This window comes from Tenacibaculum sp. M341 (assembly GCF_004337695.1).
In the GTDB taxonomy this organism is placed as follows: Bacteria; Bacteroidota; Bacteroidia; order Flavobacteriales; family Flavobacteriaceae; genus Polaribacter.
Genome location: NZ_SJXJ01000003.1, coordinates 302,733 through 322,680 on the forward strand (window position 1 = coordinate 302,733; position 19,948 = coordinate 322,680).

Below are 19,948 nucleotides of genomic sequence, written 5' to 3' on the forward strand. Positions count from 1 at the left end.
AAGTTTTAAATGAAAATGATAAATTCGTTTGCAAAAATACGGTAAAACTAAAAGATTGGGTGATTAGTTGTAGGGTTAGTTTAAAAAGAAAGAGAAATTAACATTAAAAACACGACCTAAGTCTGTTCTGTCAATTTCCTCAATAAAAAAAGCATTATCAACCGTTAAACGATTTAAATCTTGTATAGGATAACTTCTATTTATAATATTCCTTTTATTAAATACATTAATAATACCTAAACTAATTTTTCCGTGAATTTTCTTCTTTTTAGGATCTCCCCAATTAAATCCTATTGAAGCGTCAAATCTATGAAAGTCAGGAATTCTTGCAGAGTTTATCGGGTCTCTTTTAATGTCAAGATCATCAGGATTAAAATTATTCGGATCGATAATGAAAAAAGCTAACTCAGTTGGAGTATAAGGAATTCCAGTATGGTAATTCCAACTTAACGAAGTTTCCCACCTGTTTAGGTTTACCATAGTATGCCACTTTAGTTGATGAGGTTTGTCATTAATAGCTCTAAAGTTATTGGTGTTTATTTCTGGAAAACTCCATAGATTTTGACTTAAACTGTAAGCAATCCAGCTTCTAAGTCCTCTCCATCTTTTTTTAATCAAAAAGTCGATTCCAAGATGCTCAGAGCTACCAGTGGTAAAATTATTATTGTTAATCGTGTTTTCTGGTAATAGATTTAATGAGGTAAAGTGATTTATTTTTTTATGATATGCTTCTACTTCAAATAACCAGCCTCTTTTTTTATAAAGTACTCCTAAAAAGTATTCATTAGCACTTGGTAACGGTATGTTTTTGTCTCCAACTAAAATCCAAGTAGGAACATTAGCTACACCAAGATCAAAACTAAATTCTGGTATTTCATTAAAAAATTGGTGATTTTTACCATAACCACCTTTTAAAGCCCAGTTTGTACCTATGTCATATCTAAAATCTATTCGTGGTTCTAAATAAGTAGATTTTTTAGGCATATAATATTGAAAACGTAAACCAGAGTTGATAGAGAATTTAGGAAATAACCTCCATTTAAAAGTTCCGTATGCAATAGAACTAAATGCTTTAGTTCTGTCAGACTCTTTGGTTAATGTATTTACTAATGTGTTTTTTAATAGTTCATAATCAGAATCTAAATACTGAATTTGAGCGCCAAGATTTACTTCAAAAGATTCTGAAGCTTTCACATCGTAATTAGTTTGTAAGTTAAATTCTGATAATTTATTTCTTCGGATATCAGGAGAAACATTTAAGGCTCCAAATTTATTTTTTCCATATGCATTAAAAGAAGAAACAACTATTTGAGAGGTTAAACTACTTTTTTCTGACGGAGTATATGAATGTGTAAAACTTGTACCAAAGTTTTTTAATAACTGTTGGTCTTCTGAAAAGGTAATATTTTGATCAAGAGACAGTCTTAAATCGAAATTGTTTTGCTGATAAAAGCTACTTAGACTTAATTTATTCTCTTTATCAATACGCCATTGTATTTTTCCGTTTAATTCATGAAAGCTTAATTCTCTAACAGGAGTAAATGTTTTACTAACATTGGGTAAATCGGCAAAAACGGAAAGGAATGAACCTTTAAAAGCTTGATTTCTGTATGCTTTAAAAGTAGGAGTGAGGTATAATGAAGCATAAGAAGTTAGCCCTGAAAATTGAATATCTAGTTTATCTTTTACTAAAGGAGTTTTTACGAAAGCCTCTATTTCAGCTAAATTTATAGAAGCTCCAGCAGAAGTTTCTTTAATAATTTCATTGTCTGTGCTCATATTAATAACACCCGACAATTTTCCTCCATATTTTGCGTCAGTTTTACCTCGCCATACTTCAATGTTTTCAATTAAAGAAGATGAAAAAGATGATAAATAGCCAAATAGATGACCGTTAGCGTAAATGTTAATACCATCCCATAATATTTGAGTTTGGTCTCTACTACCACCTCTAATACTAATGTTACTAGCAGATCCATCTTCGGTATTAATTCCGGGTAACAATGTAAACGATCTAAACACATCAGTTTCAGAAAAACCAGGTATACTATTTAGTTCTTTTAACTGTATTTTTATTTCCCTTGTGTTTGTTTTAGCATTAATTCCATCAGTTAAATATTCTGTAATAGCAACAGAGTTTAATTGTTGTGATGTTGGAGTTAATGCAATGGTTGTATTTAGAGCATTATTAACCGATATTTTACGAGTGTTATAGCCTAAAAAACTTATTTGTATGCTATCATTTTCTGATGCTTTTATAGCCTTGTTAACCAAACCATCTTTAGAAGTGTAAAAACCTTTGTTTTTATAGCTAATAGTAGCATTCTCTAAAGCTGTACTATCAATTTCATTGATAACTTTAAAATAGAGATGAAAGTTTTTATGATCGTGTTTAGTAAATGGACGTAGAATTACATATTTAGAGTTGACAACTTTTACATGAATATTGTTAGCTTTAAAAAGGCATTCTTTTACAGTGGACCAATCTGCATTCTTAAAATTACAATTAACATAAGAACCAACTAATGTTTCTTCTAGATAAGAAAAGGAGATTTTATATTTCTCCTTTAATTCGTTAACAACATTTATTAATGGTGTTTTTTTATATTTTTTGGATAATTTAACGTCATTGATACTTTGAGAATTGATTTTTACAATACCAAAAACATTTAATAATAAAGCAATAAAAATTATCCTCCTGAGTTGAATCATTTAAAAGATTCTATAAAATTAGTTTTGGGATAAATATACTATTTTATTATTTCTTTTATAATCAATACCTTCAAGAGTTCCGAAAACTATATCTAAGGCGGTGTCCACATTTTCATGTGGGTATGATGTTTTAATACTTCTGTTTATGTTAAAGTTTTCAGGATATTTAACAGTTATATCAAATTGTCTTTCTAAATCAGCGATTACTTCTTTTAAAGGATTTCCATTAAAAATAGTTTTGTTTTCTAGCCAATCTAAAACATCCTCTTTGTCAAAAGTTAGTTTAGTTACTTTGTTATTGGTAAGTACCACTGATTCTCCGGGACTTAATGTCACTTCTTCAGTATTATTTTTGAATGCAACTCTAACTAATCCTGTAGTACAAGCTACTTTCATTTCATTATTTCTGTTATAAACGTTAAAGCTAGTACCTAATACAGTTACACTTCCTAAATTGGTTTCAATTTCAAAAGTTCTATTGTCTTTTTTAACGTCAAAAAAAGCTTCACCATCTAAAGTTAACAAACGAGCTGTTTCGGTATCTTTATAAGTAACTTCACTTTTTGAGTTTAAACGAATTTCAGATCCATCGGTTAAGGTTGCAATTTCTTTATCACCAAAACCAGTAGTAAACGTGTTTTTAGATGAATTTATACCAAACCAAACAGTAGCACCAATAAGTAAAACCACACTTGCTGCTGCTAGTTTTTTAGCAAAAGAGTTTAATTTAAAAACTCTTACTTTAGATTGTTTATTATTTACTTCATTTCTTTTTTCAAGAAGTGAAGCATATGATTTTTCTGTATCAAATTCAGGGTACGAAAATGTATCAGCTACTTTTATAAGTTGCTCGTAATACTCAAAATCAGACCTTGATTCAAGTTCCTGTACCTCTGTTTCAGATAGATTTCCCTCAAGCCAACGGCCAAGTATGTCTTCTTTTTGGAAATCGTTATCCATAATTTTATTTTTTAGAAATATTATGTTACCAATTCTTAAGACAATCTATTTTAATTTTACCCTACCCTTTTTTAGAGAAAATTATATAGATTGATGAATTTTTCTTAATTCTACTAATGCTTTATGCATTCTTTTTTCGACAGTTTTAATACTTATACCCAATAATTCAGCTATTTCACGATACTTTTTTCCTTCAATTCTGTTTAAAAGAAATACTTCTTTAGAATTAGGAGAAAGACTTGCAATAGCTTTTTCCAGTTTTTGTGCGAATTCTTTTTCAACAAGTTCATCGTGGGGGGAACTTGAGACTTGTTCTTCTTTAGGTATTGTTTTTTTAAACTTAATAATAACCTTTTCTCTGGTTTTTGTGTTTAAAAACAAGTTTTTACCAATGGAAAAAACATAAGCCTTGGCATTTTCAGGATTTACCTTTTTACAATTTTCCCATAGTTTTAAAAAAGCTTCTTGCATTAAATCTTCAGCTTCTTGTAGCTTGCCAGTTTTGGCATACAAGAAATTACGCAGTAGCGGTGCTACATCACTGAATAATGCTCTATAAGCATTTTCTTCACAAATGGTATGTGTTTTTTTTAAAGGCATAAATCTTGCGGTAAATCTACTTAAAAAGATTTACTTAATAACCAATAGTTGAAGATTTTACTGTTATAGTCTTGTTCTATTTTGTTAAAAAAATGATTTTATTTTATCATAATAGCTTAGAAGTCTAATTTTTCAATACTAATATTGGTGCTATCATTAAGAATTCCTGTTAACACTGTTATGTCTTTATTAGAATAAAAAGAACAATGACTTTTGTGATTGTCGTTTCGTAATAGCTGATGTTTGCTTAATATATTTTTCGTTTGCCTGGCAACAGCTTCACCAGAATCGATAATTTTTATATGATGTCCAACTATTTTTTGAATTAAAGGAGTAAGGTAAGGGTAGTGGGTACAACCTAAAACTAAACAATCTATTTTTTGATCAATCATAGGTTGAAGATATTTGTGTAAAAGATTTTCCATTTCAGAGGAGTGTATTTTACCATTTTCTATCAGCTCAACAAGACCTTGACCTACTTGTTCTATAATTGTGATATCATCATTAATTTTAGAAGATGTTTTCTCAAAGAGTTCACTATTTAGAGTTCCTTTGGTAGCTAAAATACCTACAGTATTTGTTTTTGTTTGTAACGAAGCAGGTTTTATAGCTGGCTCTATTCCTATAAAAGGAACGTTGTAATTAGCTCTTAAATATTTTATAGCATTGGTAGTAGCAGTGTTGCAAGCTACAACAATGATTTTTGAGTTTTTATTTAATAGAAACTCGGTGTTTTTGATAGATAATTGTAGAATCTCTTCTTTTGTTTTTTGACCATAAGGAGCATTAATGCTGTCAGAAAGATATATTGTGTCTTCTTGAGGTAGAAGGGTGTGAACTTCTTTCCATATTGAAGTACCACCAATACCTGAGTCAAAAATTCCTATAGGATTATTTTTAGAAGTAGATTCCATGATTGCAAAAATAAAAAATCCTACTTTTTTAATAAAAGTAGGACTTGATAATTTATAAATTAAAAGTTTTTTAGAAACCTAATTTAGCTTTTACTGCGCTATAGATATCATTTCCTTTTTCGAAAACGATTAAACCTTTACCAGGAGAAGCATCCATTACATAGATATATCCTTTTTCAGCAGCTACAGCTTTAATAGCATCTTCAGCTTTCTTTAAAATAGGAATAGTCATTTCTTGATACTTCTTGTTCATTTCTTGACTCATTGCTTGCTCTGCTTGTACAATTTTAGCACGCTCTTGTTGAACTTCTGCAAGTCTCTTTTGGTTTGTTTCTTGAGTTTGAGTTTTTCCCTCAGCGTCATATTTTTTGATCTTTGCATCTAAAGCTTTAGCCATTCCTTCGATATCAGATCTGTATGTTTTTTGTAACTTCTCTAACTCTGCTTTTAATGCCTTAGTTTCTGGCATTTCAGATAATAATTTATCGGTATTAATGTGTGCAGATTTTTGAGCATTTGCCATACCACCTAAACCAATCGTAAAAATTGCAACTAATAATAACGTTTTAAAGTGTTTCATGTTTGTTATAATTTAAATTTTAAGTTCTTTTGTCTATTTTATATATTAATTTTTTTCTTCTGCTTGTTTCTTAGCCTCCTCTTCAGCGGCTTTCTTTTTTTCTTCTCTTGCCTTTTTTAGAGCCTCTCTCTTTTCTTGTAATAATTTTCTCTTTTTATCACGAGCCTCTAAACGTTGCTTTCTTTTTTCTTCAATGTCTTTTAATTTTTTCTCTCTTTCACTTAGCTTCTTTTGTTTAATAGCTTCTTTTTTAGCTGCTATTTGTTTTTGTCTTTCAGAAGGCTCGTTGTTGCTTAAAAGTTTTTTCTTCTCAGCAAGTTTTTCAGCCTTATCTTGTTGTTTTATATCAATTTTTATCAGTTTTAAAACTAAAGAGCTGATATCATGTTTTTTATTAGAATACAACATGATAAACTCACTAGATTTATCAAAAACAAAATCATATTTTTTTCTAGAGGCAATCGTTTGTACTGCATTGTAAACTTGATCTTGAATAGGTTGTATCAATTTTTTTCTTAAAATGTACATGTCCCCATCTGTACCAAAGTAAAGCGATTCTAATTTTCTAAGAGCTTCTTGTTTTACTAAAATATCTTCTTCTCTTTCGTTAATTAACTCTTGAGTTAAGATGGCTTTTTCGTTTACAAGATCCGTTTTTAAAATTTCAATGGCTCTAGCTTCCTTATCAAGTGTCTTTCTCCATTTAGCAACCTTATCATTTAAAGCATTTTGAGCTTCTATATATTTTGGAATATTCTGAAGAATATAATCCATGTCTATATATGCTAAACGTTGGTATTTTTGTGCAAAGCTTACCCCTACAATAAGTAAAAGAACGAATGTTAATTTAATGTTTTTCATTTTGATTTATATTGTATTTAGAAAAAACCATGCCAAAAATAACAGCTTTACAAATTTAGGAATTTAGAATTGTCTACCAATAATAAAATGAGTTTGCCATCCAGATTTTTCTGTCATTCCTGGAATAGGATCAAATCCATGAGCAAAATCAATTCCTAACAAGCCAAAGGCAGGCATAAATATACGAACACCAAATCCGGCAGATCGCTTTAATTCAAACGGATTAAAGCTACCAAAATTGTTGTAAGCATTACCTGCTTCTAAAAATCCTAACGTATAAATAGATGCGGTTGGTTTATCTGTGATTGAATATCTTACTTCTAATTGAAATTTATTGTATATAGAAGAACCTTCATTCGAAGAAAGGCTATTGTTTTGATATCCTCTCAATCCTATAATTTCTCTTCCGTCCAACTGCCCTTGAGCGATACCATCACCTCCAACAAAGAAACGTTCTACTGGTGTAATACCTAATTCGTTATTGTAAAAACCTAAATAACCTAATTCAAAATTAGACATTAAAACTAATTTTTTAGCTAATGAAGTATACCACTTACCTTTAGCAGATAGTTTATAATATTCTAACCACTTGTAACGATCCGCTAAGAAATCTTGTGTTTCACTAGCTGTTAAATTATCTGGAATAGGTCCAATATCTTCACCATTTAATAAAGAATAAGGTAAAGTTGCTTTTGCTTTTAAAGTAAATTCAGAACCATAAGTAGGGAAAATTAAACTTGGTCCAGCAGAGTTTCTGCTAAGAACGGCATTATAAGCAAGGTTATTTAATTCACCTTCTTGTAACGCTACATTTGAAGAACCTACTCTATATGGGAAATTGTTTAGTCCAATTCTTTGGTAACTAATGCTTTGGGATAAAGAGAAGAAGTCGTCTGGCCACGATAAACGTTTTCCTAAACCTAAAGTTAAACCAAAAATATCTAAACTCTGGTTACGATCCACTCTGTTTGTTTGAAAGTCAAATCTATACTGATTTGAGTAGAAAATAGAGAAAGATAATGATTGAGGTCTTCTTCCACCTAACCAAGGTTCAGTAAAAGATAAACTATATGTACTATTTGTTCTACTTGCTTGTAAACGTAAAGCTAAACTTTGTCCGTCTCCCATTGGAAGTGGTTTATAAGCTTCTTTGTTAAATAAATTCTTAATAGAGAAGTTGTTAAATGAAAGTCCTAGAGTACCAATGAAAGAACCACCACCAAAACCACCTTGCAATTCAATTTGACTACCACCTTTTTCTACAACAGAAAATTCAACATCAGCAGTCTTGTTTTGATAATCAGGTTTAACATCAGGAGTTACATTAGCGTCAAAGAAACCAAGTTGGCCAATTTCACGAATAGATCTAATAATATTTTGTCTACTAAATAAATCACCAGGTTTTACACGTAATTCTCTAAAAATAACATGATCATTTGTCTTTTCATTACCTACCACTGTTACTTTTCTAATAGTAGCTGGTTCGTCTTCTCTAATTCTTACTTCTACAGTAATAGAGTCATTTTTTACTTTAGTCTCAACTGCATTTACAGAAGAGAATAAGTATCCATTATTGTGATATAGTGATTGAATATCTTGAGAGTCAGGAGTACCATCACCTGTAATTCTTTCTTTTAAAACTTTACCATTATAAACATCTCCTTTATCTATTCTTAAGTAGTTGTTTAACTGCTCATCAGTGTATTTTTTATTTCCAACAAAAAGAATTTCTTTAAAACGGTATTGTCTTCCTTCTTCTAATTCAATTTCTAAACTAATAGTGTTATCATCATTCCAAACAAGTCTGTCATTTAAAATACGAGCATCTCTATAACCTAATTCGCTATATTTTTCTAAAACAGTTTTTAAATCTTCTTTAAAATCATCTTCAATATATTTTGAAGTTTTCCAGAAACGACCTAAGAATTTACGCTTAGTGTTTTTCATGGCACCTCTAAGCTTTCCGTCAGTTAAAGCTTTGTTACCAACAAAATTGATGCTTTTAATTTTAATACGATCCCCTCTGTCTATGTGAATAAACATGTCAACCGTATTTGTATCTGTAGTATCTTTTTTAGTGTTTAGAGAAACTTTAGTTTTTAAGAAACCTTTGTCTGTGAATTGTTTTCTGAAATAGTTTCTGGTAGTTACAATTAAGTTATCTGTAACTTGTACACCTGTTTTAATTTCAGTTTCTTTTTTTAAGTCTTCAGCTTTAGATTTGCTAATACCAGTAATAGTGATATTGTTTAATCGAGGTAATTCATTTACATCAAACTGAAGATAAACAGTGTTGCCATCTATTTTAGACAAATAAACATCTACTTCGTTAAATTGTTTACTTTCATATAACTTTTTAATGGCACTTGTTAATTTGTCACCTGGTAATTTAATTGGCTGTCCAATAATTAAACCAGTGTACACTTTCACTGTTTCTTCGCTAAACTTTTGAAGTCCAGTAACAGTTATACCTCCTAAGATATACTCTTTACCTTTTTCATAATTAATTTTACCTGAAGTAACTTCTTTATTGCTAGGAATGCTGTCTTTAGGCGATTCTTGAGCTTTTGCTGTTACAAAAGAAGTAATAAATAATAATACAGTTAGAAATAAATTCTTATGCATTGGCATCAATCTGTTCACTAGTCTTTCCAAATCTTCGTTCTCTATTTTGATAATCTATTATTGCGTCGAAAAGATGCTCTTTTCTAAAGTCAGGCCACAGTACTTCTGTAAAATAAAGTTCTGCATAAGCCATTTGCCATAACAAAAAATTACTTATTCTTTGTTCCCCACTTGTCCTTATCATCAAATCAACGTCGGGCAAATTAAACGTATATAAATGATTATTTATAATTTTTTCGCTAATTTTTTTTATCTCTATTTCGTTATTAACAACTTTTTTAGATATGTTTTTGATAGCATTAACAATTTCCTCTCTACTTCCGTAACTCAAAGCAAAAGTTAATGTTATGGTTGAGTTGTTACTTGTTTTTTCAATTACCTCTTTTAAAACTTCTCTAGCTTTTTTAGGTAATTGTTCAATATTTCCAATGCTATTTACTTTAATTCCATTTTTTTGAAATTCTGGAACTTCCTTTTTTAAAGAAGTAACTAACAAACTCATCAACGCATCTACCTCTAATTTAGGGCGATTCCAATTTTCAGTAGAAAAAGCATATAGTGTAATAAATTTTGATCCGATATCACTGGCAGCAGCTACAGCTTCTCTTACAGCTGTTAATGCATTTCTGTGTCCGAAAACACGTTTCATGCCTTGTTGTTTAGCCCAGCGACCATTACCATCCATAATAATTGCAATATGGTTTGGTACTTTGTTTAGGTTGATGTTTTGTAGTTTTTCACTCATAAAATTATTCTCTTTCTGCGTAACAAGGCGGTCGTCCAAATGTATAGACCAAAGAAAAAGCGGTAAAGGTATAAAAATCATTACCATTTCCGGGGCTAAAGTTAGGAATTCTGTCTGTTACAATCTCGCTAGAAAAATCAATATCATCTGTAAATGTTAGTCTAACAGCTGCTTCAAAACCATATGCTAAATGATCTGAAATTCTTCCTTTAATTCCAACTCCAAGAGGAATTGCAACAGAAAATGTGTTTTCTAACAAAATATCTCTACCACTATTTATTAGTGCTTTAGGTTTCTTGTAATTCATTACAGCTATTTCTGTCAAGATGTAAGGAGTGAAAGATTGTTCTGGATTACGAATGTTGTAATCGAAGAAGTTATATTCAATACCAGCTGCAAATTCGTGTATTTTATTTGAGAAGTTAAAACCTCTGGATTCTCTGAATGAGTTTCCAGAATTTGCGTCATTTCCAGAAAGAGATAAATAAGTATAGGTTCCTCTAAGTGCTATTCTTGGGTTTAAATTGTATTTGTAAACTAAACCTCCAGAAACTTCGTTAGGATAAATGTAATTGGTACTACCAACATCTCCTATAAAGTTAGAACCACCCAAAAATACCCCAACCTCGTGGATTTGAGAAAACGATGTATATGCGATACACGTTAGTACTAATATTAAAATATTTTTTTTCATCTCTAGAAATAGCGTGCAAATATATGGAATTGAATTTGCTTTAAAAAGTTAATAATCTGTCTTTTTGATTAACTGTGTTTTTTGAGTTTTATTGTGATTACAGTGTTAAGATGACTGTTTGTTTCTGATATCTTCTCCCCAAAGAAGTTTTTTACGTAATGTTTTTAAATAAGATTGGTTTTCTAATAGTATGGTTTTAATGGTGAAAGGTGCTCTTCTTATAAAAACTTTAGTGTGTTGAGGAACTGTGGTGATTCTTGAATCTAATGAGATTAAGAAATCTTTTTCTCTTGCACTAACCTCTAATTGAATTGTAGTGTTTTCTGGAATAATTACTGGACGTGCATTCAAATTATGAGGTGCAATTGGAGTAATTACAATGCTAGCTGAATCTGGCATAATTACAGGTCCGCCGCAACTTAAAGAATAACCAGTAGAACCTGTAGGTGTAGATATAATTAATCCATCTGCCCAATAATTTGTCAAATACTCTTCGTTTAAATAGGTTTTAATACCTATCATAGAAGTAGTATTTCTTCTAGATATAGTAACTTCGTTTAAAGCAAAATTCAATTCAGAAAAAGTTTCTTCTTCTGGATCTGTTTTAATTTCTAAGAGTGTTCTTTCTTGTAATGAATACTTACCTTCTAATAAGCATTCTATAGATTCTTTAATTCTCTTTTTAGAAATAGTAGCTAAAAAACCTAGCCTACCAGAATTTATGCCTAAAATAGGGATGTTTAAATTTCTAGTATAAGTGGCTGCTCGTAATATAGTTCCGTCTCCACCAATAGTAAATAAAATATCAAAAGAATCTGATAAGTCGTTAAAATGAGAAAAAACAGGATATTTTTTTTCTAATAAATTATTTGTTGTAAGAAGGTTGTAAAAGTCTTTTTCAATAAAAATTACAATATTGTATTTCTCTAAACACTTAATGAGTGTTTTTATTTCTTTTTCTGCAGAAATAGTGTAAGATTGCGCGTATATTGCTGCTTTTTTCAATAGTAAAAATTTAAAAATTTAGACACATATAAATTACATGTCAAGATATTTTCTCAGATAATTAGCTCTGTCTTTCAACTCCTCTAAATAAGTGTCATCTTCATGTATGGTTAAAATAGAGTAATCATATCTTCTAAAAGTTTGTATAATTTCATTCATATCATCACTAGAAATTTTTAAAGTTACTTGAACGTTGTCTGGTGATTCTTTAGAAACATATAAACCTAAAAGTTTAGCATTATTACTTTCTACTATTTGAGATATTTGACTCATAGAAAAATCAGCTTTTGTTTTTGCAACAATTAGCGTATCATTGTCTTTGTGCATGAAGGGACTATCAGCAAAAACATCTAAAATATCTCTTAATTCGTAGTAGCCAATATAATTTTGATCTTTATCTAATACAGGGATAATATTACAGTCATTTTCAGCAAAAAGAGCAATTAACTCTAAAAGAGGTGTTTTGGTATCTGCATAAAAATGATTCAATAAAAAGCGATGTTCGTTTATGGTATCTTCTTTATTTTCAATAGTCTGAATGTCTTCTTCAGAAAAGCTTCCAATTAATTTATTAGTATCAATAACAGGAAAATGTGTTATTGGGTAATTTCTACATAAATCGTGTGCACTAGCTACAGTATCTTGTGGTACAAGTGCTTTTATTTCTGTGAGGATGTAATCGTTAATATTCATTATTACGAATATAGTTTAAAAACTTTTAATAAGTTATTTTTGCACTTATAAAATAGAACAATGACAAAGTTAAGTGTAAATATTAATAAAATAGCTACGCTAAGGAATTCTAGAGGAGGAAATGTTCCGAATTTACTTAAAGTAGCTCAAGATATTCAAGAATTTGGCGCTAAAGGTATTACAATTCACCCAAGACCAGATGAAAGACATATTAGATATCAAGATGCTTACGATTTAAAGCCTGTGGTAACTACGGAGTATAATATTGAAGGAAATCCGATTCAGAAGTTCATAGATTTAGTTTTAGAGATTAAGCCGACTCAGGTAACTTTGGTGCCAGATGGAGAAGATGTATTAACATCAAATGCGGGTTGGGATACAATTACACATCAATCATATTTACAAGAAGTTATTAGCGAATTTAAAAATGCTGGTATTAGAACTTCTATTTTTATCGAAACAGATTTAAAGTTAATTGAAGGAGCGGCTAAAACTGGAACTGATAGAATTGAGCTATATACAGAAGAGTTTGCAAGTGAGTTTGAGAAAGGCAATAAAGATGCGATAAAACCATATACTGAAGCAGCTGTTTTGGCACATGAATTAGGTTTGGGTATTAATGCAGGGCATGACTTGAATTTGGAAAACATTCGCTTTTTCAAAGAGAATATTCCTAACCTGGCTGAAGTGTCTATTGGTCATGCGTTGATTTCTGAAAGTATTTATTTAGGTATTCAGAATGTGGTGAATATGTATTTACATAGATTGAAATAAGTATGGAAAATATCTTGCATTCTAAAATATTAGGTGAAGGAAAACCTTTGTTAATACTCCATGGATTTTTTGGAATGGGGGATAACTGGAAAACTTTGGCTAATAAATTTGCTGAAGACGGTTTTCAAGTTCATTTAATTGATCAGCGAAATCATGGAAGAAGCTTTCACGCAGATGCTTTTAGTTATGAATTGTTGGTAGAAGATTTACATGAATACATTCAGCATCACAATCTAGATAAAGTGAATCTATTGGGGCACTCAATGGGTGGAAAAACGGTAATGTTGTTTGCAGTAGAGTATGCCGATTTAGTTGATAAATTGTTGGTTGCAGATATTGCTCCGAAAGCATATCCGCCCCATCATCAAGATATAATTAAAGCATTAAATTCTATTGATTTTTCTGTGCAATCGAGTAGAAAATTGATTGATGAAAAATTATCAGAGTTGATACCAGAAGTTGGTGTGCGTCAGTTTATTTTAAAAAATACCTACAGAAAAACAAAAGAACAATTGGCTTTTAGGTTTAATTTAAAATCGTTAACCGAAAACTATTCTGAAGTGGTAAAACCATTGCCATCTTTTACTACGTTTGACGGTGATGTGTTGTTTTTGAGAGGGGGGAAGTCTGGTTACATATTAGATGCTGATTTTCCACTTTTAAAAGCTCATTTTTCCAAAGCTGAAGTTGTGACCGTTCCAAATGCAGGACATTGGTTGCATGCAGAAAATCCTATCGATTTTTACACTAAAGTAATTAATTTTATAAAATAGATAACCTTCTTAATAGGTTCTGACAAAATAAAAAGAGACAGTGTTTGAAAACACTGTCTCTTTTTATTTTTATGTAAAAACTATTTTATGAAGCTTTGTTTTGCGCTTGCTCTTTTAATAATTTCTTTTGATATCTTCCTTGAACCACATCAACAATAACTAAAGCAACAATAACAAAATAGAAAGTTGTTTTACTCATTGGTTCAATCGGATTACCAAATAATTTTATGTGAGCTAAATGTCCTCCTTCAGTAATAAGCATAATACCTACCACTAATAAGATAAAAAGACCTAAAACCTCGTACATTCTGTTTTTTGCTAAAAAAGCAGAAATTCTATCAGCTAAAAATAACATTAATAGTCCGCTGGCAACAATTGCTATTGCCATAACAATAAAAGCTGTTGTAGAATTTTCTATTTCGCTAGTTAAACCAATAGCGGCTAAAATAGAGTCAAAAGAAAAAACAAGATTCATTATTACAATACTAACGATAACTGCATTTGGAGATTTTGATTTTTTTCCGTCTCCTTCAACGTTATGATCTAAATTGTTTATGGCAATCATGTGCCAAATTTCTTTAATGGCTGTGTAAATGATGAAACCACCACCAGCTAATACAATTAAACTATGTCCATTGAAAGCAAATTTAACAACGTCTTTAATTCCGCCCGATAACCAAGAAAAAGGTTCTTGGAAAAAATCAATAATTGATACTAAAACGAATAGTAATACAATTCTTAAAGCAATGGCGATTAAAATACCTACTTTTCTAACTCTTTTCTGATCTGATTCAGGAGCTTTTTTAGATTCTAAAGAAATGTATAATAAATTGTCAAAACCTAATACTGCTTGCAGTAAAACAAGCATTAAAAGCGTGAAAATGATCTGACCCATGTGAAATTTTTTTTATTTGTTTAGCGGCTAATTTAGCTGAAATAACATAAACTTTCAAACGAATTCTCTAATTCTAGATTTTAATATTGTTTTGTTTTAGGAGAAAAAAGTATGTGGTTAGGGTGATTGTTAAAAAAAACGAGACAGTAAATATTTTCATAAAGTAACCGCCTCGTTTAAAACCTCGCCTCTAAGTTTTAGATATTATGTAAAAAGAAAAAACTTTAGGGGATTTCTTTTTTAGCATGGTTTGTAATGAGGTTAATTTCGTTGTTAATTTCTTCTTGTTCTTTCATGTAGTTTTTAAAAACTGTAATTATTGCTTTTGCAATTTCTATGTTATTTCGTTTACCAGAATACACCTTTTGTATAGTTTCTAATGAAAAATGTAAGTTATTTTTGCTTAAATGTTCTTTCACTTTTTCTCTATACTTTGGAGGTTTAATTTTTTCTAGTTCTTCTCGTTGCATTGATGTAATCATAAAAACTATTTGTTGTTTTTAGGTAATAGGCATCACATTTAATTTATATTTGTACGAGTTTTGTACTTGCGATAATATAAATTTACAAACAAAATTCTAATAAAAATAACAAAAACAATATTTTTTAGAAAAAAGTTTTCTGAATGAGCGAATTTATTGACGACACATACAAGAGGGTAGAGGAAGTGATTATGTATAAGAAGTTGAAGATCAAATCTTTTGAAGATGTTATTGGTGTGTCAAATAATTCGATAGGAACTTCAATTAGAAGAAAAGCGTCGTTTAAAAGTAATGTGTTAAACAAAATTCTAAATTCTTTTCCAGAAATTAATCCAACTTGGCTACTTACAGGGAAGGAAGAAATGCTGAAAAAAGATCAAATTAAGAATCTTTTATCAGAATCGCCATTGGAATATCAAAGAGCAGATGGTATTATTAAAGATAAATTGATCAGGCTTTTATCTGATGATGCAGAAGTAGGTGAAGTGTTGATAAATAAAATTTCTGAACTTCTTAAAGATTCTAACTAGAACAAGTTTTAATTTCTATTGATTTTACTGGTGAATTGAGCCACTTTTTTAGCGGTGTTTTTTTAAATAAAAAAAGACACACAGTACACCCTTCAATCTGTATACCATGCATCTTAGAATAAATCGGCATTCCCCCGAATGCTTCTTTGTTAATACAAATATACTTTTAATTTTTACTTAAACAACTCTAAAAAGAAAAAAAGTTAATAAAAAGTAGAATTATGTTAGTTTCATGTGTTTTAATATTTAAAAATAGATCTTTTAGTAATAAGGTAAACGAACAAAAAACAATTAGAAATTAACTTTTTTCAATTTTAAAAAACGACTATTAAAATGAGTTGAAATAAGATTGTTTTTCAAATAGCACTGCAATGATTGAAGTTTTAGTTTAAAATTAAACTTTTCTTAAAATAAAAAAACTAAACTTGCCAAGATATATAAATAACTTGAATTCAATTAAATAAAACACTTGGTAGTCAAATATAAAAATAGTAATTTTGCACCCAATTTTTTTAAGAAGATAATACTAAAATGAATATTACAAAAGAAAACGTAGACGCATTAAATGCAATTGTAAAAGTTGATATTGTAGCTGAAGACTACAAAGAAAAAGTAACTGAAGTTTTAAACGATTATCGTAAAAAAGCAAACATTCCTGGATTTAGAAAAGGTCATGTACCAATGGGAATGGTAAAGAAGCAGTATGGTAAATCAGTGATGATTGATGAAATAAACAAGCTTTTACAAGAGAGTTTAAATAAGTTTTTAGTAGAAGAAAAATTAGATATTCTAGGAAATCCATTACCTGTTGTAAAAGACGATTTTTCTTGGGATGCGGATCAGTTTTCTTTTGAATTTGAATTAGGTTTAGCTCCTGAATTTGATGTTGATGTAGAAGGAAAAAACAAGATTGTAGATTATAAGATTGTTGCTACTGACGATTTATTAGATAAAGAAGTAGAAAATATTCAAACACGTTACGGTAAGTTAATAACATTAGAAACAGCTGAAGAGCATTCAAATGTTACTGGTACTTTTGTTAACGAAGAAAAAGAGATCAATAAAAAATCTACATTTTTAGTTAACGATTTAAAAGGAAAGAAAAACGAAAAGAAATTCATCGGTGCTAAGGTTGGTGATGTTATTGAGTTAGATACTAAGAAACTTTTCGAAGAAGATACTAAATTACAACAAGTTTTAGGTGTATCTGCAGAGGATGCTAAAGACTTAGATGTAAAAGTTACTTTTACTGTAGAAGAAATCAGTAAGACTGAATTAGCAGATTTAGATCAAGAGTTATTTGAAAAATTATTTGCTGATGGAAGCGTTAAGACTGTTACTGAGTTAAGAGACAAAATTAAGGCTGATGCTGAAGGACAATTCCAACAACAAGCAGATCAACAATTATTAAATGCAGTAACTGAGCATTTAGTTGATACTACTAAGTTTGATTTACCTGCAGAGTTTTTACAAAAGTGGTTACAAACTGCTGGTGAAAAAGAATTAACTTCTGAAGAAGCTTTAGAAGAGTATAACAAATCTGAAAAAGGATTACGTTATCAATTAATCGAAGGAAAGATTATGAGAGATAACGATATCAAATTAGAGTATGCTGAGTTATTAGAATACGCTAAAGGATTTATCAAGGCTCAAATGGCTCAATTCGGAAACATGAACCCATCTGAAGAGGAATTAAACGATATCGCTGGTAGAGTATTATCTAACAAAGACGAAGCACAACGTTTACAAACTCAATTATTATCTCAAAAACTTTTAGGTTTCTACAAAGAAAATATGAAGTTTAAAACTAAAGAGGTAAGCTACGAAGACTTTATTAAAGAAGTTTACAAATAAAATTAACAGATATATTTAATTATTAAAGCCGATGTTTAAACACATCGGCTTTATTTTTTTATAAGAAATCTAAATACAATGCTATTAAGGCAAATGAATCAAAAAAGCCATGAATGGCTATGTTGGTCCATAAATCATTTTTATTAAAATGAAATATAATAGAGAGTACAATACCTAGTATGCCTGTTATAATTTGACCTGTTATTCCTTGATACGAATGTAAGTACCCAAATAAAACTCCAAAAAGAAGAATATTTATAAGTAAAGCAATATTTGTTTTACCAAATAGTTTAGTGAATTGTTTCATAAAATAACCTCTCCAAACTATTTCTTCACCAAAAGCAGCAGAAATCCATATGAATATAATAGAAATAAAAAATAAAGTATAATCGTTTTTTATAGTGTCAAAATCGGAAAAATCAATAGGAGCTTTGGTGAAAAAAGTTACAGAAGGAATTAAAATATAGTAGTAAACTAAAAAAAGAACAAAGGCAATTATAGGAGCTTTAATCAGTATTTTTTTTGCGGTGAAGTTTTCAGCATTAAAACCCAGGCTTTTTATGAAGGTTTTCTTATACTCAATTAAACTAACCAATAATACAATAATTGTTGCTATTATAGTGTCAAAATAATCAATATTAAGAGGTGATTTCCATAAAATAAAAATGAAAAGTATGGTAGTTATTGGTAAAATAATAGTTTTAAATGATTGAAAATTCATAATATTGTTTATTAAATTCAACAACAAAACAAGAACAATTAAAAGGCTATAACTACTACTTTTATTGGGTTTTTACCGAATGGTAGCAAAATAATCACTGAATGGTCGTCTATATTTTTTAGATTTGGTTGTCAAACCATTCTATAAATTCCTTTTTTTTATATCGGCTAATTATGATTTCTGAATTTTCGTTTGATAGAAGGTTCGGTTGTAAAGTAATGCTAAGTTTTCCGTTGGTGTCAGGGGTTATTTTATCAACAGCTCTAGCATGAATTATTACTTGTCTGTTAGCTCTAAAAAAAAGAGTAGAAGCTAGTTTTTTTTCTAAATTCTGAAGAGTAAAATCTGAAGTAATAGATTTTTGATCGGTTGTAATAATAGAAACTATTTTATCGGTACTATAAAAATAAGCAATTTTACTATAGTCAATCATTGTAGTTTTACCATTTCTAGTTACCGCTAATTTGCCGTTATTAATATTTTTTTTGTGAATTTTATAAAGTTTTTCACCGTATAAAATTGCTATAGCAATGCTGCTCAATAACAATGTAATTAATAAGCCCACTAACAAATAGTAAAAAATAAAGCTTTCATCTGCTAAAAAAATAGCGACAAAGTAAAAAGGAATATAACAGATAGTAATATACCCTAGTGTAGTAACAAAATAATTAGCGATAGTTTTTGGAGAGATGGTTTTTGTAAAAATATTTACTTTATAATATTTAAAATTGAAGTCAGCAATAAAACCAATTACAGTACCTATTAGAATGGATGTAATTGTAGATACCCAAGGGAAATTATAAGTTTCATCATCTGAAAAATAATCATAATCAGTTAGGTGACTGGTTAATAAAGATAGTAAAACAAGAAAAACAAAGTTTCTAATTTGGCTATTACTTAATTTATATCTTGAGTTTATAAGTTTCATTAAAACGCAAAATAATAATATTAACCAATAAGAACCTTTTTAATAAAAGGATTTCTAAAAAGAATTTAAGATGTTTTATTGATAAATAACATCAAACTTGTAAACAGGATTTTCATTTTCATATTCAAAAATCTTAGAATAATCCATAACATTATTAATGTTTTCTAATTCGCATAAATAACTAACAACAGCGCATAAACCATTAAATAAAGTGTCTTTGTCGTTTGTGTTATTTGGTTTCGGATTGTAATGGTTTAAAGGAACGGTAAAGCCACAAGCTTCTAAAAATGTTTTTTCAATAAGAAGTAATTCAAGAGGAGTATAGCCATTAAAAGTTCTTCCTAATCGCTGATGAACTCTACCTACGTAGCTTAAATTTGTAGAGCCATGATCGTCAGATAAATGTTTCCAACTATCATGATTATCTAAAATATTACCTACTGCACAAGCCGAGCAACACTCAGGGTTTAACTCATCATTATGGAATGCGTTGTATAGTTTTATCAAAGCCAGTTCTAAACGTTTAGGAGTTTTCATCTACATTACTATTTTACACGTATAAATATACAAAATATTGGTTGTACCTTTGCACAAATTGAGTT

At 29.6% G+C, this 19,948-nt stretch carries 20 protein-coding genes; 4 read left to right on the top strand and 16 right to left on the bottom strand.

Annotated features, from left to right (window positions below):
• Window positions 1-75: 75 nt before the first annotated feature.
• From EYW44_RS04920 to EYW44_RS04970, 11 genes are all read right to left on the bottom strand, one after another.
• Complete coding sequence (locus EYW44_RS04920; protein ID WP_132722561.1) at window positions 76-2,712, bottom strand: TonB-dependent receptor; 2,637 nt, start codon at window positions 2,710-2,712, stop codon at window positions 76-78.
• An 18-nt stretch (window positions 2,713-2,730) separates the two neighbouring features.
• Window positions 2,731-3,672, bottom strand: a complete 942-nt coding sequence (locus EYW44_RS04925) for a FecR family protein (RefSeq protein ID WP_132722562.1) — start codon at window positions 3,670-3,672, stop codon at window positions 2,731-2,733.
• 81 nt (window positions 3,673-3,753) lie between these two features.
• Window positions 3,754-4,272: an RNA polymerase sigma factor gene (locus EYW44_RS04930; RefSeq protein WP_132722563.1), complete on the bottom strand. Its 519-nt coding sequence runs from the start codon at window positions 4,270-4,272 to the stop codon at window positions 3,754-3,756.
• Window positions 4,273-4,388: 116 nt separating this feature from the next.
• The gene (murI, locus tag EYW44_RS04935; RefSeq protein WP_132722564.1) at window positions 4,389-5,186 is read right to left on the bottom strand and encodes a glutamate racemase; all 798 of its coding nucleotides are present in this window, start codon (window positions 5,184-5,186) and stop codon (window positions 4,389-4,391) included.
• Window positions 5,187-5,256: 70 nt separating this feature from the next.
• Entirely contained in the window at window positions 5,257-5,766 is a 510-nt protein-coding gene (locus EYW44_RS04940; protein WP_132722565.1) for an OmpH family outer membrane protein, read from the bottom strand.
• 45 nt (window positions 5,767-5,811) lie between these two features.
• A complete protein-coding gene (locus EYW44_RS04945; protein WP_132722566.1) occupies window positions 5,812-6,627 on the bottom strand; it encodes an OmpH family outer membrane protein in 816 nt (271 codons plus the stop codon).
• Between the two features lie 63 nt (window positions 6,628-6,690).
• Entirely contained in the window at window positions 6,691-9,252 is a 2,562-nt protein-coding gene (gene bamA, locus EYW44_RS04950; protein WP_132722567.1) for an outer membrane protein assembly factor BamA, read from the bottom strand.
• The gene (locus EYW44_RS04955; protein ID WP_132722568.1) at window positions 9,245-9,997 is read right to left on the bottom strand and encodes an isoprenyl transferase; all 753 of its coding nucleotides are present in this window, start codon (window positions 9,995-9,997) and stop codon (window positions 9,245-9,247) included. The genes bamA and EYW44_RS04955 overlap by 8 nt, the downstream gene beginning before the upstream one ends.
• A 4-nt stretch (window positions 9,998-10,001) precedes the next feature.
• Entirely contained in the window at window positions 10,002-10,691 is a 690-nt protein-coding gene (locus EYW44_RS04960) for a DUF6089 family protein (RefSeq protein ID WP_132722569.1), read from the bottom strand.
• A 105-nt stretch (window positions 10,692-10,796) separates the two neighbouring features.
• Window positions 10,797-11,696 carry an NAD kinase gene (locus tag EYW44_RS04965; protein ID WP_132722570.1) on the bottom strand — a complete coding sequence of 300 codons (900 nt, stop codon included), beginning with the start codon at window positions 11,694-11,696 and terminating at the stop codon, window positions 10,797-10,799.
• A gap of 33 nt (window positions 11,697-11,729) precedes the next feature.
• Window positions 11,730-12,389, bottom strand: coding sequence for a CBS domain-containing protein (locus EYW44_RS04970; protein WP_132722571.1), 660 nt, complete (start codon window positions 12,387-12,389; stop codon window positions 11,730-11,732).
• Window positions 12,390-12,449: 60 nt separating this feature from the next.
• Here EYW44_RS04970 and EYW44_RS04975 point away from each other — a divergent pair, with 60 nt between their 5' ends.
• Together EYW44_RS04975 and EYW44_RS04980 are read left to right on the top strand one after the other, a co-directional pair.
• Window positions 12,450-13,163 carry a pyridoxine 5'-phosphate synthase gene (locus EYW44_RS04975; protein WP_132722572.1) on the top strand — a complete coding sequence of 238 codons (714 nt, stop codon included), beginning with the start codon at window positions 12,450-12,452 and terminating at the stop codon, window positions 13,161-13,163.
• Window positions 13,164-13,165: 2 nt separating this feature from the next.
• On the top strand, window positions 13,166-13,936 hold the full coding sequence (locus tag EYW44_RS04980; RefSeq protein WP_207893748.1) for an alpha/beta fold hydrolase: 771 nt from the start codon (window positions 13,166-13,168) through the stop codon (window positions 13,934-13,936).
• Window positions 13,937-14,021: 85 nt separating this feature from the next.
• On the opposite strand, the gene EYW44_RS04985 is transcribed toward EYW44_RS04980, so the two are convergent.
• Both EYW44_RS04985 and EYW44_RS04990 read right to left on the bottom strand, forming a co-directional pair.
• Window positions 14,022-14,831, bottom strand: coding sequence for a TerC family protein (locus EYW44_RS04985; protein WP_132722574.1), 810 nt, complete (start codon window positions 14,829-14,831; stop codon window positions 14,022-14,024).
• 224 nt (window positions 14,832-15,055) lie between these two features.
• On the bottom strand, window positions 15,056-15,313 hold the full coding sequence (locus tag EYW44_RS04990; RefSeq protein ID WP_132722575.1) for a hypothetical protein: 258 nt from the start codon (window positions 15,311-15,313) through the stop codon (window positions 15,056-15,058).
• 143 nt (window positions 15,314-15,456) lie between these two features.
• Here EYW44_RS04990 and EYW44_RS04995 point away from each other — a divergent pair, with 143 nt between their 5' ends.
• Both EYW44_RS04995 and tig read left to right on the top strand, forming a co-directional pair.
• Complete coding sequence (locus EYW44_RS04995; RefSeq protein ID WP_132722576.1) at window positions 15,457-15,843, top strand: hypothetical protein; 387 nt, start codon at window positions 15,457-15,459, stop codon at window positions 15,841-15,843.
• A 531-nt stretch (window positions 15,844-16,374) separates the two neighbouring features.
• On the top strand, window positions 16,375-17,697 hold the full coding sequence (gene tig, locus EYW44_RS05000) for a trigger factor (protein WP_132722577.1): 1,323 nt from the start codon (window positions 16,375-16,377) through the stop codon (window positions 17,695-17,697).
• Between the two features lie 58 nt (window positions 17,698-17,755).
• On the opposite strand, the gene EYW44_RS05005 is transcribed toward tig, so the two are convergent.
• The 3 genes from EYW44_RS05005 to EYW44_RS05015 form a co-directional block, all read right to left on the bottom strand.
• Window positions 17,756-18,418 (bottom strand): CPBP family intramembrane glutamic endopeptidase, encoded by a 663-nt coding sequence (locus tag EYW44_RS05005; RefSeq protein ID WP_132722578.1) that lies wholly within the window; start codon window positions 18,416-18,418, stop codon window positions 17,756-17,758.
• A gap of 118 nt (window positions 18,419-18,536) precedes the next feature.
• On the bottom strand, window positions 18,537-19,346 hold the full coding sequence (locus tag EYW44_RS05010) for a LytR/AlgR family response regulator transcription factor (RefSeq protein WP_132722579.1): 810 nt from the start codon (window positions 19,344-19,346) through the stop codon (window positions 18,537-18,539).
• 75 nt (window positions 19,347-19,421) lie between these two features.
• A complete protein-coding gene (locus tag EYW44_RS05015) occupies window positions 19,422-19,883 on the bottom strand; it encodes a Na(+)-translocating NADH-quinone reductase subunit F (RefSeq protein WP_132722580.1) in 462 nt (153 codons plus the stop codon).
• Window positions 19,884-19,948: the final 65 nt, after the last annotated feature.

What these genes read in the sequence shown, in the direction of transcription:
- EYW44_RS04920 (WP_132722561.1), bottom strand. Translation starts at nt 2,712, where the DNA reads ATGATTCAACTCAGGAGGATAATTTTTATTGCTTTATTATTAAATGTT.
- EYW44_RS04925 (WP_132722562.1), bottom strand. Translation starts at nt 3,672, where the DNA reads ATGGATAACGATTTCCAAAAAGAAGACATACTTGGCCGTTGGCTTGAG.
- EYW44_RS04930 (WP_132722563.1), bottom strand. Translation starts at nt 4,272, where the DNA reads ATGCCTTTAAAAAAAACACATACCATTTGTGAAGAAAATGCTTATAGA.
- murI (WP_132722564.1), bottom strand. Translation starts at nt 5,186, where the DNA reads ATGGAATCTACTTCTAAAAATAATCCTATAGGAATTTTTGACTCAGGT.
- EYW44_RS04940 (WP_132722565.1), bottom strand. Translation starts at nt 5,766, where the DNA reads ATGAAACACTTTAAAACGTTATTATTAGTTGCAATTTTTACGATTGGT.
- EYW44_RS04945 (WP_132722566.1), bottom strand. Translation starts at nt 6,627, where the DNA reads ATGAAAAACATTAAATTAACATTCGTTCTTTTACTTATTGTAGGGGTA.
- bamA (WP_132722567.1), bottom strand. Translation starts at nt 9,252, where the DNA reads ATGCATAAGAATTTATTTCTAACTGTATTATTATTTATTACTTCTTTT.
- EYW44_RS04955 (WP_132722568.1), bottom strand. Translation starts at nt 9,997, where the DNA reads ATGAGTGAAAAACTACAAAACATCAACCTAAACAAAGTACCAAACCAT.
- EYW44_RS04960 (WP_132722569.1), bottom strand. Translation starts at nt 10,691, where the DNA reads ATGAAAAAAAATATTTTAATATTAGTACTAACGTGTATCGCATATACA.
- EYW44_RS04970 (WP_132722571.1), bottom strand. Translation starts at nt 12,389, where the DNA reads ATGAATATTAACGATTACATCCTCACAGAAATAAAAGCACTTGTACCA.
- EYW44_RS04975 (WP_132722572.1), top strand. Translation starts at nt 12,450, where the DNA reads ATGACAAAGTTAAGTGTAAATATTAATAAAATAGCTACGCTAAGGAAT.
- EYW44_RS04980 (WP_207893748.1), top strand. Translation starts at nt 13,166, where the DNA reads ATGGAAAATATCTTGCATTCTAAAATATTAGGTGAAGGAAAACCTTTG.
- EYW44_RS04985 (WP_132722574.1), bottom strand. Translation starts at nt 14,831, where the DNA reads ATGGGTCAGATCATTTTCACGCTTTTAATGCTTGTTTTACTGCAAGCA.
- EYW44_RS04990 (WP_132722575.1), bottom strand. Translation starts at nt 15,313, where the DNA reads ATGATTACATCAATGCAACGAGAAGAACTAGAAAAAATTAAACCTCCA.
- EYW44_RS04995 (WP_132722576.1), top strand. Translation starts at nt 15,457, where the DNA reads ATGAGCGAATTTATTGACGACACATACAAGAGGGTAGAGGAAGTGATT.
- tig (WP_132722577.1), top strand. Translation starts at nt 16,375, where the DNA reads ATGAATATTACAAAAGAAAACGTAGACGCATTAAATGCAATTGTAAAA.
- EYW44_RS05005 (WP_132722578.1), bottom strand. Translation starts at nt 18,418, where the DNA reads ATGAATTTTCAATCATTTAAAACTATTATTTTACCAATAACTACCATA.
- EYW44_RS05010 (WP_132722579.1), bottom strand. Translation starts at nt 19,346, where the DNA reads ATGAAACTTATAAACTCAAGATATAAATTAAGTAATAGCCAAATTAGA.
- EYW44_RS05015 (WP_132722580.1), bottom strand. Translation starts at nt 19,883, where the DNA reads ATGAAAACTCCTAAACGTTTAGAACTGGCTTTGATAAAACTATACAAC.